The 15779-nt window shown below is 47.1% G+C and carries 12 protein-coding genes; 4 read left to right on the plus strand and 8 right to left on the minus strand.

Annotated features, from left to right (window positions below; genetic code table 11):
• Positions 1–841: 841 nt before the first annotated feature.
• From QUB06_RS26440 to QUB06_RS26455, 4 genes are all read right to left on the minus strand, one after another.
• Positions 842–2335, minus strand: a complete 1494-nt coding sequence (locus QUB06_RS26440; RefSeq protein WP_333437806.1) for an IS5 family transposase — start codon at positions 2333–2335, stop codon at positions 842–844.
• A 232-nt stretch (positions 2336–2567) separates the two neighbouring features.
• Positions 2568–3767 carry an FAD-dependent monooxygenase gene (locus QUB06_RS26445; protein ID WP_333437807.1) on the minus strand — a complete coding sequence of 400 codons (1200 nt, stop codon included), beginning with the start codon at positions 3765–3767 and terminating at the stop codon, positions 2568–2570.
• A 78-nt stretch (positions 3768–3845) separates the two neighbouring features.
• Entirely contained in the window at positions 3846–4442 is a 597-nt protein-coding gene (locus tag QUB06_RS26450) for a Uma2 family endonuclease (protein ID WP_333437808.1), read from the minus strand.
• A gap of 67 nt (positions 4443–4509) precedes the next feature.
• Positions 4510–4926 (minus strand): VOC family protein, encoded by a 417-nt coding sequence (locus QUB06_RS26455; protein WP_333437809.1) that lies wholly within the window; start codon positions 4924–4926, stop codon positions 4510–4512.
• A gap of 377 nt (positions 4927–5303) precedes the next feature.
• Between QUB06_RS26455 and QUB06_RS26460 the strand changes: the two genes are divergently transcribed.
• Together QUB06_RS26460 and QUB06_RS26465 are read left to right on the plus strand one after the other, a co-directional pair.
• On the plus strand, positions 5304–5678 hold the full coding sequence (locus tag QUB06_RS26460; protein WP_333437810.1) for a response regulator: 375 nt from the start codon (positions 5304–5306) through the stop codon (positions 5676–5678).
• Between the two features lie 240 nt (positions 5679–5918).
• Positions 5919–7244: an ATP-binding protein gene (locus QUB06_RS26465; RefSeq protein ID WP_333437811.1), complete on the plus strand. Its 1326-nt coding sequence runs from the start codon at positions 5919–5921 to the stop codon at positions 7242–7244.
• A gap of 326 nt (positions 7245–7570) precedes the next feature.
• Here QUB06_RS26465 and QUB06_RS26470 read toward each other — a convergent pair whose 3' ends face one another.
• Both QUB06_RS26470 and QUB06_RS26475 read right to left on the minus strand, forming a co-directional pair.
• Complete coding sequence (locus QUB06_RS26470; RefSeq protein WP_333437812.1) at positions 7571–8107, minus strand: GrpB family protein; 537 nt, start codon at positions 8105–8107, stop codon at positions 7571–7573.
• A gap of 82 nt (positions 8108–8189) precedes the next feature.
• Positions 8190–8738, minus strand: a complete 549-nt coding sequence (locus QUB06_RS26475) for a GNAT family N-acetyltransferase (protein WP_333437813.1) — start codon at positions 8736–8738, stop codon at positions 8190–8192.
• Between the two features lie 179 nt (positions 8739–8917).
• Here QUB06_RS26475 and cax point away from each other — a divergent pair, with 179 nt between their 5' ends.
• Together cax and QUB06_RS26485 are read left to right on the plus strand one after the other, a co-directional pair.
• Positions 8918–10039, plus strand: coding sequence for a calcium/proton exchanger (gene cax, locus QUB06_RS26480; protein WP_333064517.1), 1122 nt, complete (start codon positions 8918–8920; stop codon positions 10037–10039).
• 1150 nt (positions 10040–11189) lie between these two features.
• Entirely contained in the window at positions 11190–13259 is a 2070-nt protein-coding gene (locus QUB06_RS26485; RefSeq protein WP_333437814.1) for a serine/threonine-protein kinase, read from the plus strand.
• A gap of 112 nt (positions 13260–13371) precedes the next feature.
• Here QUB06_RS26485 and QUB06_RS26490 read toward each other — a convergent pair whose 3' ends face one another.
• Positions 13372–13923: a GUN4 domain-containing protein gene (locus tag QUB06_RS26490; RefSeq protein ID WP_333289908.1), complete on the minus strand. Its 552-nt coding sequence runs from the start codon at positions 13921–13923 to the stop codon at positions 13372–13374.
• A 44-nt stretch (positions 13924–13967) separates the two neighbouring features.
• Entirely contained in the window at positions 13968–15668 is a 1701-nt protein-coding gene (locus QUB06_RS26495; RefSeq protein WP_333437815.1) for a calcium-binding protein, read from the minus strand.
• Between the last annotated feature and the right edge of the window lie 111 nt (positions 15669–15779).

Here is a 15779-nt window from a genome sequence, read left to right on the forward strand (position 1 = left end):
AGGGCTTGCACCCAAGGCGGCGTAAAGGCTCTAATCCCCTAACCCATACAGGCTAGTTTCATAGAAACGAACCGCACGAACCGTGCTTGCGACTTTCACCGCACACGGCTCCTGAGTGATGTAATCCTGGTTATGGATACGGTACCATCGCATAGCGCTCTGATTATTACCGCTTGATAGATGTCCTTTTACCCCTACATCCCACCATCAGATTTTTCTGTGGCATTAGGCTTTTAAAGGGCTACTTGGTCTCTATCTTTTACACCACCCGGTGCTGTCAGCATATCTCTGTCATTACAACAAAGCATTGGCTTCTGCGACCATCCCTCACACTCACAGCTTACGGCTAGCAACCTACTTGTGTTATCAAGGGCTGTGAGTGCTTTACTTCGTTCCGATTACACATTGATCGAACTTTTAGCGTGATGCTTTCCACCGGGTTTTTAGGCAGTGCTAATAAGTCAATCCGATAATTGCTTATGCCTTATCCTTGCCTTTTGGCGGGCGTCTATCAGCCATTTGACCATTTATCATAACGATGGTTCAGACACATCTTCGCTGACGCTACGCATAAGTTCTTGCTCGACAGCTACCTCATTTGGCTAGAAGTCTTTCTGCCTTTTATCCCCGCTTTATCCTGTTGGTTGCTACCCAACAACATAGGGGATATGCTTTCACTCCTGCACTTGGAGGCCAAGACTTGGGGAGGAACCCCGCACAAGGATGTGTAATCAGTTATCAAGGTTATGTTGAACCAGGCTAACCTTCCCTAAGTATTTCTACTTATTTAGGGTTTGCTGAATAATCGATCGCCAATCAAGAGCAGGAGCTCACGATATATTCAAGCTGGATTAAATATAAGTTTTTTCTGTGTCGATTTCACCCAAATATAATTGTAGATTATCTTCCCCCAAAAAACAGGTGTTCTTTTTGCAAATAGACATAAAAACACACAAAAAACCCGGCGCCACCAGGTAGCAAGGTTCATTACTAAAAAAGTAATTGCAATAACTGTACCAGATGTCTTATCAAGTTTTGCCATCACTCGATTCAGACCGAATCTTCGTTTACCTTGTCCAAATTTACCCTCGATCGCATTTCTAATTCTTTCATCTTCTAAGGCTTGCTTCTTTTTTGATTTACTGACGTTTGCTGGCGGTCTTCCTAGGGGAGGTCCACTGAGCCTAATTCCTCTTTCTTTGCACCAAGCTCGGTTATCTCTTGTACGATAAATCCGATCTGCATGAACGGACTCTGGATAATATCCTGTGAACCTATGATATGCTTCTACTTGGGCTTTTAAGTCTCCTGATTCGTTAAAGTTATCCCAGCTTATCCGGTCTAAAAATACATATCCTTCAAAGCAGCTTGCTGATAGTTTGGCTCCAAATTCTACGCTTTTCCCTGCTTTTCCTCTGACTATGGGACGAATATGGGGTTGACTTAAACTTACTATTCTATCCTCAATACTCTGTTTATCGTTGTCAAACAACCACTGTTGTTGGCGAGCGACTTCTGTGAGGACTAGCAAGGTTTTATATTGGTTTTTATTCAGACCTTCTCGGGTAGCGCCTAACTCGATTAGCTGTTCAATATGAGCTAAGTTTCTTTTGATATATTGGAGTTGTTTTTTTAGTGCTTTTCTTCTTTTGTTGCGGGTGGGTCGTCTTTGTTTCGCTACTGCTAAGTAGTCTTTTCTTGCTAGATTACGGTAGGTTCTTGGCTTTTTATTGGTTTGACCTTTGATCTGTTTATACAGGATGTCTATGATTTTTTCTGTATGGACTCTGGCTTTGTTTAATAGTCCTAAGTCGGTCGGATAGGTAATGTCGGCTGGGGCCGAGGTCGCATCTATGATTAGTTTACCGCGATTGGCCGACTCATTTTGGCCGTCCGAATCCTTTTTTTTCTCGGGTTTGATTGGGGTGGTGGAACGCATTTTTTCGACCATGCGTTCGTTGATTTGATTAATTAGGTTGGGACTAATTCTTTGCCGAAAGTGTACTAATAGAGATGGGTCAAATGCGAGTTCATTGCTGTAGCTTGATTGACCGATAAAGTATTGTAGATAGGGGTTTTCCCGGATCTGTTCTACTGTGAGGCGATCGCTAATTAAGAGTTTTTCTTTGATAATTAATGCCCCCAATGCCATCCGAAAGGATTTAGCTGGTGCGCCCTTTTCCGTAGGGAAATTTTGAGCATATTCTGATTCAAATTCAGACCACGGGATTATTTGGGCCATTTTTACCCAACGGTTGTCAGCAGACAACTTTCCTCCGAAGGGCAGTTCAAACTCAGATGGGGGGCTTGGGGCAAGCTCAGCTTTTCTGTACACGATCGCAGATGGTGATGCACGGCTTTTGACCTATTTTACCTGTTTTTCTTGCACTTTACTCTCGATCATGCGATCGAAACCTTTCGCGACGCAATATGCGATCGATATATTCAGCAAGCCCTATTTAGGTTAAACGAATCGCACAACGGAATTGATATTAGAGCATCGCAGAAAAGGTAAAAACCCAGTTTCTTTGGTTTGGATGGGTAAGCCAGGTTTTAATTTCCTCTTATCACACAACCAATTTTACCTCTGTTACTCCTTGGCGCAATTCATACTGTCCTTTTACCCAAAATTGTTTAACTTTTTCACCCAAAAACGGAGCCGCTTGCATCATCAACAAACGCAATAATCCATTTTTTCGCAGTTGTTCGCCTTTCCACGCTTCTTGTGCTTGAAGTTGTTGGGCGCGAATAATTTCCGGTTCACGTTCTGCCTGAATCCGCGATAATGCTAAATCAATATCCTCGCAATTAGCCCCTGCTTTCAATAAAGGTACAAGGTGATTGGCAGCAACAATTACATCGCGCAAAGCCATGTTAATTCCTTGAGCGCGAACCGGAGACATCGGATGTGCAGCATCCCCCAAAAGTATGATTCCCGGTCGATGCCAGCGCGGACAGCGACCAACAACAACAGACAATCGCATCGGAGATTCGATCGTATCGGCACAGTTGCGGAAATGTTCTGCCATCCACGCAGGAGATAGCGATGCGAAAGTTTCTGCCCAGTCTGTGTGTTTCCGATCCGTTTTGTCATCGGCAGATAGCACCCAAGCCAGATGAAGTTTTCCTGATTCTGCCCCATGAAAGACACTAAATCCGCTACCGCCATTCAGGATCGAATAAAATACATTATCCGCCACAAACCGAGGATGAGCGGCAAGTTTAAACCACAGAACATCTATACTATTCTGCTGTTTTACTAACTCTAATTCTGCACGTTGCCGTACAACCGAGTTTCTACCATCTGTACCAATCACAAGTGCAGCAGGAATCTCTCGCCCATCTCCTAGCTTTACACCCGCAATGCGATCGTTGTTGTACAGTAAATCTTTTACGGGAACACCTGGGATAAATTCAAACTCTGGATGCAATTGAGCTTCGGAAATTAGGGTTTCTAGCAAAGGCGGTTGCGATACCAGTGTACAAGGTCGATTTGACCCCATTGGCTCATCAACTCGAAATAACTGTCGATCGCCCACAACGAACTCCCAGGCATCAATTTGTCGGTGTGGAACACCTTCTAGCATAGTGGATAACCCCATTTGGGCGATCGCATCCAATCCGCTGGGCATTAACCCTTCACCGCGAAACACTCGGTAGGCATCTTTTGCAGCCTCAACCAACGTTACAGAAATACCTCGTTTCACCAGCAGCAAGGCAAGTGCCGCACCAGTTGGCCCCGATCCCACAATTACAATTTGCATCATTGCCATTCCCCATTGCTTTTTGCGGATATTGAGAGGTCAACAAAAATGGTAAAAGGAGGCGCAATCCCCTATTCCCAGCTATTTTTGGAGTGCCTGTTGAAAAGTCTTAACTGCCTCAACATGATTCACCATATTGATGCAACGCAACAACAAATCCAAATCGATTCCTTTCACTTCCTCACTACTGGAAACCTTTTCATAATGAAGTGTATTGCCCTCTCCCCGGAGGTGATAAACCTCTAACAATCCATCTTCCCAGAACCACACTTCTTTTATCTTCAGCCGCTTGTATGCCTCCAGTTGGTTGATGCCACCACTGGAAAACACGACCTCGATCGCCAAATGGGGTAGCCTGCGACCAGGAGCAAGTTTATAAGATTTATCGGCCTCTCGCTTGACTTTTCCCGTTTCACTTTCCAGAGTCATTGAGCCAGTTGGAGTAAAGTCAAACCCCGCCATCAGCAGGTACAGTTCCAACAATGCACCAATTCTTTCTTTAACGGTTTCGTGGGGTTCTCCCGGCATTACTTTAATCTCCAAAACTCCATCCAGGAAAGACAGTCGATATCCTGGACGGTCTAACAATTGCTCAACTGCTTTGAACTCTCTCCAAGTGAGTCCCTCAAACAGAAGGGGTGATTCTTTTCTGGGTGGTGCGATGATTGCTGCAGTCATTTGATTCTCCAGTCTATTTCCAGATGAGAAACGAGCGGGTTTGGAGGGCGATTTGTTTATTATAACTTTAACTAGCATCCTCCACTGTAAATCCGATTTCTTGCCCGTAGGATAGTTCCAGCGTGTGACCGTCCGGGTCTCGCAAAAAAGCCCAGTAGCCGATCGGATATCCAGAATCTTTTGGTTCTTCAAGCAATACGCCTTCTTGACGTGCTTTGTCGCAGAGTTCGTCCATGTATTCGCGGCTTTTGCAACCTACCCCGAGGTGTGCAAAGGGAGACAAAACTGGATGTACGGAGTCTGTTTGAATTAGCACAATTACAAAAGGGCGAGTGCGGTCAGAAAGCCAGACCACAGCAACACCAGTTTCTGCATCAATGCGGCGGTGAACGACCTGCATTCCAGCATACTTAGAGTAGAATTCGATAGTGCGATCGACATCAGAAACGGGCAGTGCGATGTGTGTGAGACCGATATCACTCATGGGTTATGTTGCTCCAGTCATATTAGGCTTAACATCAATAATTCCCACTTCCAATCTCATAAATTTAATGAGACTATCGCCACTTATACCAATTTTTTATGAGGCCCCGTAGAATCCGATCCCCCCTAGCCCCCGCGTCCGGGGGGGACAAGAGTCCGATCTTTCGTCCCCCTACTATCAGGGAGATGCGAGGGGGATCGAGATATGTGCAACTTCACATTAAATTGGTATAACCGCTCGTAACTCTCCATCGTTTTGCTGCCTAGTATTTGTAAGCAGCAAAACCTGAGCGGAACCAAGACGATTTACCTCTCAAGGTAGATGTCGGTTAATCCTGCCTTTGAGATACTCCATATGAAATGTAACTATTTATACTAATGCCCCATCTTTTGTTGGTAGACGACGAAGCCCCACTCTGTGAAAGCCTTGCTTACTCACTGAGAAAGGAAGGCTATGAGGTCACTACAGCACCAGATGGACACAGTGCGATCAAACAATTCCACAAGCACGTACCCGATATCATTCTGCTCGATCTGATGATGCCAGAAGTTGATGGGATGGAAGTGTGTTGGCGTATCCGGGCTTTTTCTAATGTGCCTATACTGATGCTAACGGCTAAAGACCAAGATATGGATAAAGTGTTGGGCTTAGAGGCAGGGGCAGATGATTATGTGACCAAACCCTTCAATACACAGGAATTGCTCGCACGGATTAAAGCTTTGCTGCGTCGCCATCATACGGAATCTGCTTAAAAACAGTTTAAGGCATTCTTCAAGGGTTTGATAGCTCGGTTGGCTCAATCCGTGACCAATGGCGCTAGGTTAGGATCACTTGCAACGGATACACCATTTATACCAGCCATATTTGAGCGGATGAAACTTTTTGCCCAAGACTCCTTCACGAGCAGATGGTTAGCATCTTTTCGGTGGAATTCAATCCACACGAAGCTCTTGTTTACCTATCTACTTCTGATCGTCTTAGGAACCTCGCTTATGTCTGGTTACATCCTATGGACGTTTTATGCCTTTTTCATGCAGTCTCGTCAGACAGATTTAGAAAACTTGGCAACAGCACTGAGCGAGAGCGTTGCAGATGCCCTCGAAGAAAAAGATAGGCAACGGGTGCAGATCATTGTTCGGCGCTATGGGGTACCCGCCAATATCGCACTCCGTGTATTTGATGCCCAAGGTTCGCTGCTAGCCACCTCTAACCCTCAAACAGATCGACAAATCACCAATTGGCTGCTGATACCTGGCATTTCAGAAGCACTAGACGGTCATTCGGTGCAGGGCATTGCTAAAGGGGTTTTATCAACGGAAGATCGCCTCTATATTGTCAAACCGATGACTCGCAACGGTCAGATGTTGGGGATATTACGCATCTCGATTACTCTAGAACAGTTTCAGAAACAGTTTGTAAGGGTGATCTGGACAATTTTAGCCGCCCTTGGCATTACCATTCTTCTCTGTACCTTGGTCAGCAATCGATTAGCCCGGAGTCTCTCTAAACCCATTGAGGTGATGCGAAACTTTGCGATTCGTGTGGGTAGAGGACAGTTTGATGACAAACTCGTGATTCGTCAAAGCAATGAACTAGACCAACTCGCAACGGAACTGAATCGTATGAGTGAACGGTTGAAATCATTGGACAACGAACGCAGAGCCTTCCTAGCGAATGTTTCCCATGAACTGCGGACGCCTGTGAGTAATGTTCAAGTAACCATTGATGCGCTGGAGCGTGGCGCTGTGGATGAGCTGGAGTTGCGCGAGCGCTTTTTTCAAACCATTAAAGAGGAGACGAAGCGACTTTCGGGCTTGATTCACGATTTGCTCGATTTAGGACGCTTAGAAGCAGGTGTCACGCTATTAGAAATCCAAGCCATTGCCTTAGAAAGTGTCATCAGCCGTGCGATTAGAGCAATGGAAGTTCGTATGAAGGCTAAAAACGTGACTGTAGAAGTTGATATTGCTGACCTTCGGATTATGGGCGATTCGGAACGCTTATTACAGGCTTTTTTGAATCTCTTAGACAATGCGATTAAGTATTCTACCCCCAATGCTTGTATTTTCATTTCTGCCTCTCGCAACAAGCAACAGGCTCTAATTTCAATTCGAGACCAGGGAAGCGGCATTCCTGAAACCGATTTACCTCGCATTTTTGAACAGTTTTACACCACGAGCCGCTCTAGTAAGAATGGGGTTGGTCTGGGTCTAGCGATTGCCAGACGCATTATTGAAGCGCATGGAGGCAGCATTACAGCCAGTAGTAAACCCGGTCAAGGGGCTGTATTCACCCTTTCTCTACCCTTAGAATCATAAGTAGTTGATCCCGTTGTCTGGTTCCGTGTCACTTCTTCCACCTGACTCACAGCAGTATTAGTCAAATAAATAGGAAAACCCGACTCTGCCAAATCAGACAATCTAGATTTAATTATCTTTTTATTTAAATAAAAATGTTGTGCTAATTCTTTGTCAGGACATTTGCATTTTTTATAATTATTTAGTAGTCTCTAATACCAATTTAATGTGAAGTGGCACATATCTCGATCCCCCTCGCATCTCCCTGATAGTCGGGGGACGAAAGATCGGACTCTTGTCCCCCCCCGGACACGGAGGGCGCCAGGGTGATCGGATTCTACGGGGCCTCATAAAAAATTGGTATTAGCCGCATTCAGATCCATTGCTTTAATGAAACCATCTTTTCCGTCCATGTACCCTTGAATATTATCAGGGTATTTTTGGGCAAGTTTTCTCTTTAGTTCGCTGTATTGCTGCGCGTCTTCAGGATGGGAAATCATATAATCTCGAAACGCTAAATGGCGCTCTATCTGCGCTGAGTTCACTTCAAACCCGTGAAGTTGGTGTGTTCTAATCCCTGCTTCATTACCCTTGCGAAAATAACGACGACCGGATATCCCAAACTCACCCATTGCTTCATAACCTAATGCCTCAAGTGCTGAACTCTGTGTATCGAGTTTTATAATATCTTTAACCTCAACTAACATATCGATAATCGGCTTTGCATGAATTTGTGGAATGGCTGTGCTACCAATATGATGTATAGCAACCACATTGTCCCTAAGTGCAAGTGCAATCAGTTTCGACTCAGTTTCAAAGGCGCTGCGCCAATTTGGATCGTGCGGGACGACTTCTACTTTGAAAAAATCTAGTTTTATTGACATGGCTGATAATTATTTGCTTTTTTGTCATCTCATTGATTTACGATCGCATTTAACCGAAACAGATTTTATTAGGCCTCATTTTTTACGGGTTGCGCCCAAAGCTCTTAAACATACGGACAACGGGGAGGAACTGACTGTTTGGGAGAGAAATTTCAAACCGCTCGATCGCCTGATAGTCAAATTTTGTGTAAAATGGCTCTCCCGCTAGCGTCGCAATCATCTCAACTTGCTTAAATCCAGCACGCTCAGCAGCCAGTTCACATACTCGCATAATTTGACTTCCAATTCCTCGACGTGCCCATGCTGGATGAACAAAGAATGCACGAATCTTTGCCGAGTCGCTGTCTGGGTTGAGCAGGCCCTCTTCTGGATTATTTTTGCCTGAATCACCTCCATAAAGCGTTTTACGCTTACTCCAACCACCGCAACCAACAATTTGGTGATTGTTCTCAGCAACAAAGTATGTTTGGTCTAGAATCAGTTGAGTATCAACCCCAAAAACTGTGCCCAGTGCGCCTTCAATCTGCTCTGAACTGTAGTAGCCTGCTTGCAAAGCTCTAGCAGAATCAGGAATTAAAGTTGTCAGCTTAGGAATGTCTTCTAAGGAAGCTAATCGAATACAAAAATCCATTGAACCGATCGGCTAAACAAATCGCTCTCTTAGTTTGTCACATCCGTGAAAGCCGCAATGCAGCGATCGCCCGATCGCCCACCCCCAGCTTTAAGCGAACACCCAAATCCCAAGCCCTCACCCTTTTTTTCATTTGGTCACAGGCTATGATTGACGGTTGGCAGCTTTTGAGAATCTAAATGCTAAACACAAATACAATTATTTCCAGTCTGCTGTTATTTATCCCAGTTTCCATCGCCGGACACTTTCTCGGCTGGGAATCCTCCACAATCTTCATCACCTCGGCTTTAGCCATCATCCCCCTAGCCGCCTGGATGGGCACGGCCACCGAAGAAATCGCCGTCGTCCTCGGTGCCAATTTGGGGGGTTTGCTGAACGCTACCTTCGGAAATGCCACGGAACTGATTATCGGCATCGTCGCCCTCAACGCCGGACTAATAGATGTTGTCAAGGCCAGCATCACCGGTTCAATTATGAGCAACCTGCTGCTGGTAATGGGATTGGCGATGCTGCTGGGTGGCTTGCGCTACAAAGAACAAGATTTTCAGCCGACAGTCGCCCGGTTGAATGCTTCAGCGATGAACTTAGCCGTGATTGCCATTTTGGTGCCGACGGCAGTTAATGCCACCTCTATTGGCATCCCTCCGGCAACTATGCAGAACCTCTCTAGCGCTGTTGCTGTAGTGCTGATTGTCGTCTACGTGCTGACGCTGCTGTTTTCTATGAAAACCCACAGTTATCTGTACGATGCAGGGGTGGCAGAAATAGAAATGCTGGAAGATTTAGCCGAAAATAACTTAGCACCAGACAGTCCTGACCACAAAGTCAATCTGCCGCTGTGGATTGGGGTGCTGTTGGCCTGTACCCTGATGGTAGCTGTCGAGTCGGAACTGTTGGTGGGTACTCTGGAAGAAGCGACGGCGCGTTTGGGGCTGACATCACTGTTTACCGGGGTGATTTTAGTGCCGATTATTGGCAATGCGGCCGAACATACAACAGCGGTGACGGTGGCGATGAAAAATAAAATGGATTTGTCGGTTTCTGTGGCCGTGGGTTCGAGTTTGCAAATTGCTTTGTTTGTTGCCCCGGTGTTGGTTTTGGCAGGTTTTGTCTTGGGCAAACCGATGGACTTGAATTTCAACCCGTTTGAACTTGTAGCGGTTGCGGTGTCGGTGCTGATCGCCAATTCTATCAGTTCTGATGGCAACTCTAACTGGCTCGAAGGTACTTTGCTGTTGGCAGCTTATACGGTTTTGGCGCTGGCGTTCTACTTCCATCCGGTAATTGAGGGACTTGTTTAAAACGCTTTCTTATCGGGAAGCAAGAGGGAAGAGGGAAGAGGGAAGAAGGCAGATTTTTTCACTCTTCCCTCTTCCCTCTCTCCCACTCTCCCACTCTCCCACTCTCCCCCTCGCCCACTCTCACTTATTTCTTCGAGAATGGTGGTTGCGATCGTACAATTGAAATGTGGCTGCTCTCTCGTTATTAGTTCTGGTCTGTTTGTACATTATGTGCTGTCAGTCAGGGATTTGTGACCTCGATCGGCTGTGACAAACAACAAAACCTTTGGCCTCAACCCGATCATCGTTAGAGCGCTGTGCCACAGGTTATACAAAAACACGGGATGCTGAAGTCAAGCGAGACTAAAGCCTCCCTTGACTTCAGAAACGCTGCAAGATTTCAATCAAGGGTGCTCATGAGTCTTTTACTAGGTGTGCTACGATCGTCATAAGTTGAAAATTGAGTCTGAGTAGACAACGTAAAACATCGTACTCTTATTGTTGAGTACGTCGTTTCACAAACACGGTGTTGCCGTCTAGGAAAACTCGTATTTGAACAAAAACCGAACTAGATAAAGAGGACTAATCAAATACGGTATGCCATACCGGAATTAACGATTTTAGAGAAGACACCTCTAATGCGGCTTGAGTAATCTTGTCAAGGCAAGTAACGCAAGCTGAATCAAAAATCTCACTCACCAAGAGTGCACAGAGGTTAATCTAATCGCTTAATACTTGATTAAACTTCCTCCGAGCTACTTATGACCAGCATATTGACAGAGGCGCAGTTTTGTGCAACATTCTCAGAATAATGCCCAAAACCTGCAGGAAAAATTTTCTGGAAGAGGAAACGACGGTCGATTTAAAACTGACCAGCCTATAAAAAGGTCGAACGGGATACCACGATTCGTTAAATTGGTTGAAAATAATGGTTAAACAATGGCTAAAACCTTCCACAATAATAAATAGTTGTACAGACTGGAAAAATAGGGTGCTGCTCCACCCGAATTTACGCCTGTGGACAAGTAAGAGCCGACTCTCTTGGCAGAAGCAGGAATCAGACCCTCTAGAAAATACTTCTAGTTGAATGGTGAAGCTTAGTTAAGTTTAACCAAGTTTTGTATAGCAGTGTCAAAGTAAAACTTGATAGAGCAACCTCAATCAGGGTTATGTGGCTTCTGTGAGTTATTGCCTCAATCCCAAATGCCCGAATCCCTCCGATCCAGCCAACTCTGGCAAATCCGTGTGTATCCACTGCGGGTCAGAACTTTTGTTGCAAGGTCGATATCGGTTAGTCGCGCCTCTCGGAGGCGGCGGCTTTGGCAGAACATTTGAAGTGGACGACAACGGCGCCCGAAGAGTGCTCAAAGTCCTGCTCAAAGACCATCCCAAAGCTGTAGAACTTTTTAAGCAAGAAGCCGACGTATTGGTCAGGCTCAGACATCCAGGTATTCCAAAAGTCGATCGCGACGGTTATTTTACCTTTACGCCAGCTCACAGCACAGAGTCTTTTCACTGTCTGGTGATGGAGAAAATTGCTGGGGCCAATTTGCAAGACTGGCTGAAACATCGGGGCCGCCCCATCAGTCAAGAACAAGCTCTGAATTGGCTCAAACAACTGTCGGAAATTTTAGACCAAGTTCACCGCCTCAACTATTTCCATCGGGATATCAAGCCGCACAATATTATGTGCAAGCCCAACGGGCAGTTAGTGCTGATAGACTTCGGCACTGCTAGGGAAGTGTCGGGGACTTATTTCGCTAAGGTGGGCCAGGGGCAAAATGTGACTGGTATTGTTTCTCCCGGCTACACGCCGCCGGAACAAACTAATGGCAAGGCTGTTCCGCAGTCGGATTTTTTTGCTCTGGGGCGCACTTTTGTTTATTTGCTGACTGGGAAGCCGCCGACTGCGTTTCCAGAGAACCCGCGCACGGGCAGACTAATGTGGCGCAAAGGAGCTCCTCAGGTTTCCGACCCCCTGGCTAATGTGATCGATTACCTGATGGCACCTTTTCCGGGAAATCGACCTCAAAGTCCCCAGATGGTTTTGCAGTGCTTGGAGGAAATTAATCTCGACGGCGGGGAAACTCAGTTGCCCACTCAGTTGCCGACGACGGGGCAAACTAAAATTCGCGCAACTGCCGGGGAGACTGGGGCGAAGAAGCAGAGTTCCAAGAACCGCCTCAGACCTCTGAATTCGGGATTGAACAAGACCGAGAAAGATGTTTTTGATTGGAAAAAGAAGTTGCTGGCGGGCACGGCTGTTTTGATGGTGAGTATTGGCGCCTCTCAAATTTACGGTTCGCTGCGTTACGGGGTGTTTCCAGCAAACCCGGTGTGGCTGCTTTCGACTTTACCTACCACTCAGTTTTTGCAAAGAAGTTTGGATAATGTCGAGAGTGTAAATGCGATCGCCCTGTCCCCGGACGGTAAAACTTTGGTGAGCGCAAGCGTTGGGAGGATTAGAATTTGGAATGTGAGGACGGGACGCCTGCTGCTGACTCTCAAGTCGGTGCATTCTAAAAAATCGGTCAACACGCTGGCGGTGAGCCCGAACAGCTCGATTTTGGCCAGCGGCGGCGGCGACAATAATGTGATTCTCTGGGATTTGAAGACGGGGCGACGGATGCGGACGATTCCCGCTCACAAAGCCGCCGTCAAGGCGATCGCTTTTAGCAGGGACGGTCAAACTCTCGCTAGCGGCAGCGATGACAAAACTATTCGCTTGTGGAACGTCAGAACCGGCAGCAGGTTGCGGACTTTGAGCGGCCACGCCGGAGGAGTAAACGCGATCGCTGTGAGCCGGGACGGTAAAACTCTCGCTAGCGGCAGCCAGGACAAGACTGTGCGTTTGTGGAATCTCGGCACCGGAGAAGTCAGAAGAATTATCACAGGTCACCGGGGCCCGGTTACTGCTGTGGCTTTTAGCCCGAACGGGAAAATTGTGGCTAGTGCTAGCACCGACAATACGATCCGTTTGTCGAACGTGCAAGACGGGAAGGGCACCCGCACTTTAAAAGGGCATTCGAGCTCGGTGAGGACGATCGCCTTTAGCGCGGACAGCCGCACTTTGATCAGCGGGGGCGGAGATATTATAGTTTGGGATTTGAAGACAGGAAAAGAAAGAAGCAGTATTTCGGGTCACAGCCAGTTTGTGAGTTCTGTTGCTATTTCCAGAGATAGCAAGACTTTTGTGAGTGGCAGTCCCGATCGCACTATTAAGATTTGGCGAATGCCATAGTCCTACTATTTTAGATTTTAGATTTTAGATTTTAGATTGAAGAGTGGAGGCGAGCGAGAAATCCCATCCCGACTCCGACGTGGAAGTCTGGGCCTTGCCCGCCCTACAACTCTTACTTGCCACAATTGGCAAAAGTAGAAAACAGGTTAAATTCTGTAACCCTCCACGCTTGCCATGTCTGCGCGCCAGCAAAAAGACTGTACCTAGTTATGCTTTTATCGCTGTCAACATAACTTTGCCAACTTAATGAAGCAACAGTTGGATACTGGGCCGGAAACTCCCCTGGTATAGGACTTACTTGCGAGCTCATGTTCCATCCTACTTGCTTGCTAAAATCTTTAATTTGACCTTCGCAAGTTCGACAGTTAGAACCGCCGACTTTCTGCCAAATCTCTAACTGTGGAGTCAATCCATATTTGCCATTGCTCGATTGCATCCACAGCCGATCGATCGCGCGGAGGTTCGGACAAGACAGATTGGCGGGGTTGTTGCGGATCAGAGAGACTGTTTCTTGATCTGCTTCGTACCATTTTTTTGCTTCTAATAAGGATTGAAGTTTGCTAAATTCGCTGTTGCTTTCTTGTGAATTAGCGGTAAATGCTGGTTGCAAAACTGCAATAAATGTGCCTACTAATGCGAGGGATAGTTTGCCAAGTTTAATCATGTTCCCTGAGTAAAAGTGATTTAACAAAGGACAGTTTACCATCTCTAGACCGAGATGAAATCTTCAGAGCCAATAAAATTGGGAGCAACGCCTGTCAAAGCAGCTAAAACTTCACCGCTGCTGGCTACTCTAATTAATGTGCCGTTAGTTCCAGAGGAAATTGATAGCTGTCCGAAGGTCAAGCCGTTGATTAATTGAATGGTATCTTGAGAGTTGGTGAAATCAGAGATTGTATCAACTCCCAATCCCGCACCTAAAACAAATACATCGTTGCCCGCGCCGCCGACTAGATTATCGTTGCCCAAACCGCCGTTGAGGGTATCAAAACCTTTGCCGCCAGACAGGTTGTCGCTGCCGCCGCCGCCGACAAGAATATCGTTGCCTTGTCTGCCGGTGAGTGCGTCATCGCCGTCTAAACCGTTGATATTATCGCTGCTGGGAGTGCCTGTGAGGTTGTCGTTGCCGGGAGTCCCGTTGATGTTGTTACTGGGAGTATTGATGACGCCTGAAGCGTTGCCGGTGTCAGAAACGAAGATGTCGGTGGTGTTGTTGGTATCTCCCGGCACAAGGTTGGCGGCATTAGAATCAAACGTCACTTTCTGCCCGTTGGCCGAGATGGAGGTAGAGAAGGAGATGTCGTTCCCCTGATTGCCTGCTGAGTCAACTGAGACGCGGGTGGTTGTGTTGGCGCGCGTGTCGCGCACGAAGATGTCGCGACTACCGTTAGTGTCACCAGGCACGAGGTTGGTGGCAGCAGAATTAAACGCTACAAACCGCCCGTCGTCGGAAATAGAGGCAATCGCGAAGGAATTGTTGTTCGCCTGATTACCTGCTGAGTCAACAGAGACGCGGGTGGTGGTATTGGTTGACAAGTCCCGCACAAAGATGTCGGTGTTATTGTTAGTGTCTCCCGGTACTAGGTTGGCTGCTATAGATGAAAACGCCACAAACCGCCCGTCTGCCGAGATGGAGGGGAACCCGGACAACCCGTTCCCCTGATTGCCTGCTGAGTCAACAGAGGCGCGGGTGATGGTATTGGTTAATAAGTCGCGCACGAAGATGTCGGTGCTACTGTTAGTGTCTCCCGGCACGAGGTTGGTGGCATCAGACGAAAACGCCACAAACCTCCCGTCACCGGAGATGGAGGTAGAGATGGAATTGTTGTTCCCCTGATTGCCTGCTGAATCTACAGAGACGCGGGTGGTGGTGTTGGTTGACAAATCGCGCACGAAGATGTCGTCCCTAATGTTGGTATCCCCCGGCACGAGGTTGGATGCTGTCGATACAAACGCCACAAATCGCCCGTCTGTCGAGATGGAGGGCTTGCTCAAGGGGGGGTTGGAGATACCATTCCCCTGATTGCCTGCTGAGTCAACAGAGACACGGGTGGTGGTGTTGGAGCGCGTATCGCGCACGAAAATATCTCGGCTGCCATTAGTGTCTCCCGGTACTAGGTTGGCTGCATCAGATGCAAACACCACAAACCGCCCGTCCCCGGAGATGGAGGGCACGTAGGATTCGCCGTTCCCCGGATTGCCTGCTGAATCCACAGAGACGCGCGTGGTGGTGTTCGTTAATAAGTCGCGCACGAAGATGTCGAGGCTAGCGTTACTGTCTCCCGGCACGAGATTGGGGGCACGAGATGCAAACGCCACAAACCTCCCGTCACCGGAGATGGAGGGATCGCCGGAGCCATTGTTCCCCTGATTGCCTGCTGAGTCAACTGAGACGCGAGTAATGGTCATAAGCCCTGATATTTAAGAGTACAAGTTTGGATATCCCTGCGGTTGATGGAAATTATTCAATAAGCAGCTCTCAAAGTCAATTCATAAAAGTCATAACTTTGAGTTCATAAA

Origin of the sequence: Microcoleus sp. D2_18a_D3 (assembly GCF_036702455.1) — a bacterium.
In the GTDB taxonomy this organism is placed as follows: domain Bacteria; phylum Cyanobacteriota; class Cyanobacteriia; order Cyanobacteriales; family Microcoleaceae; genus Microcoleus.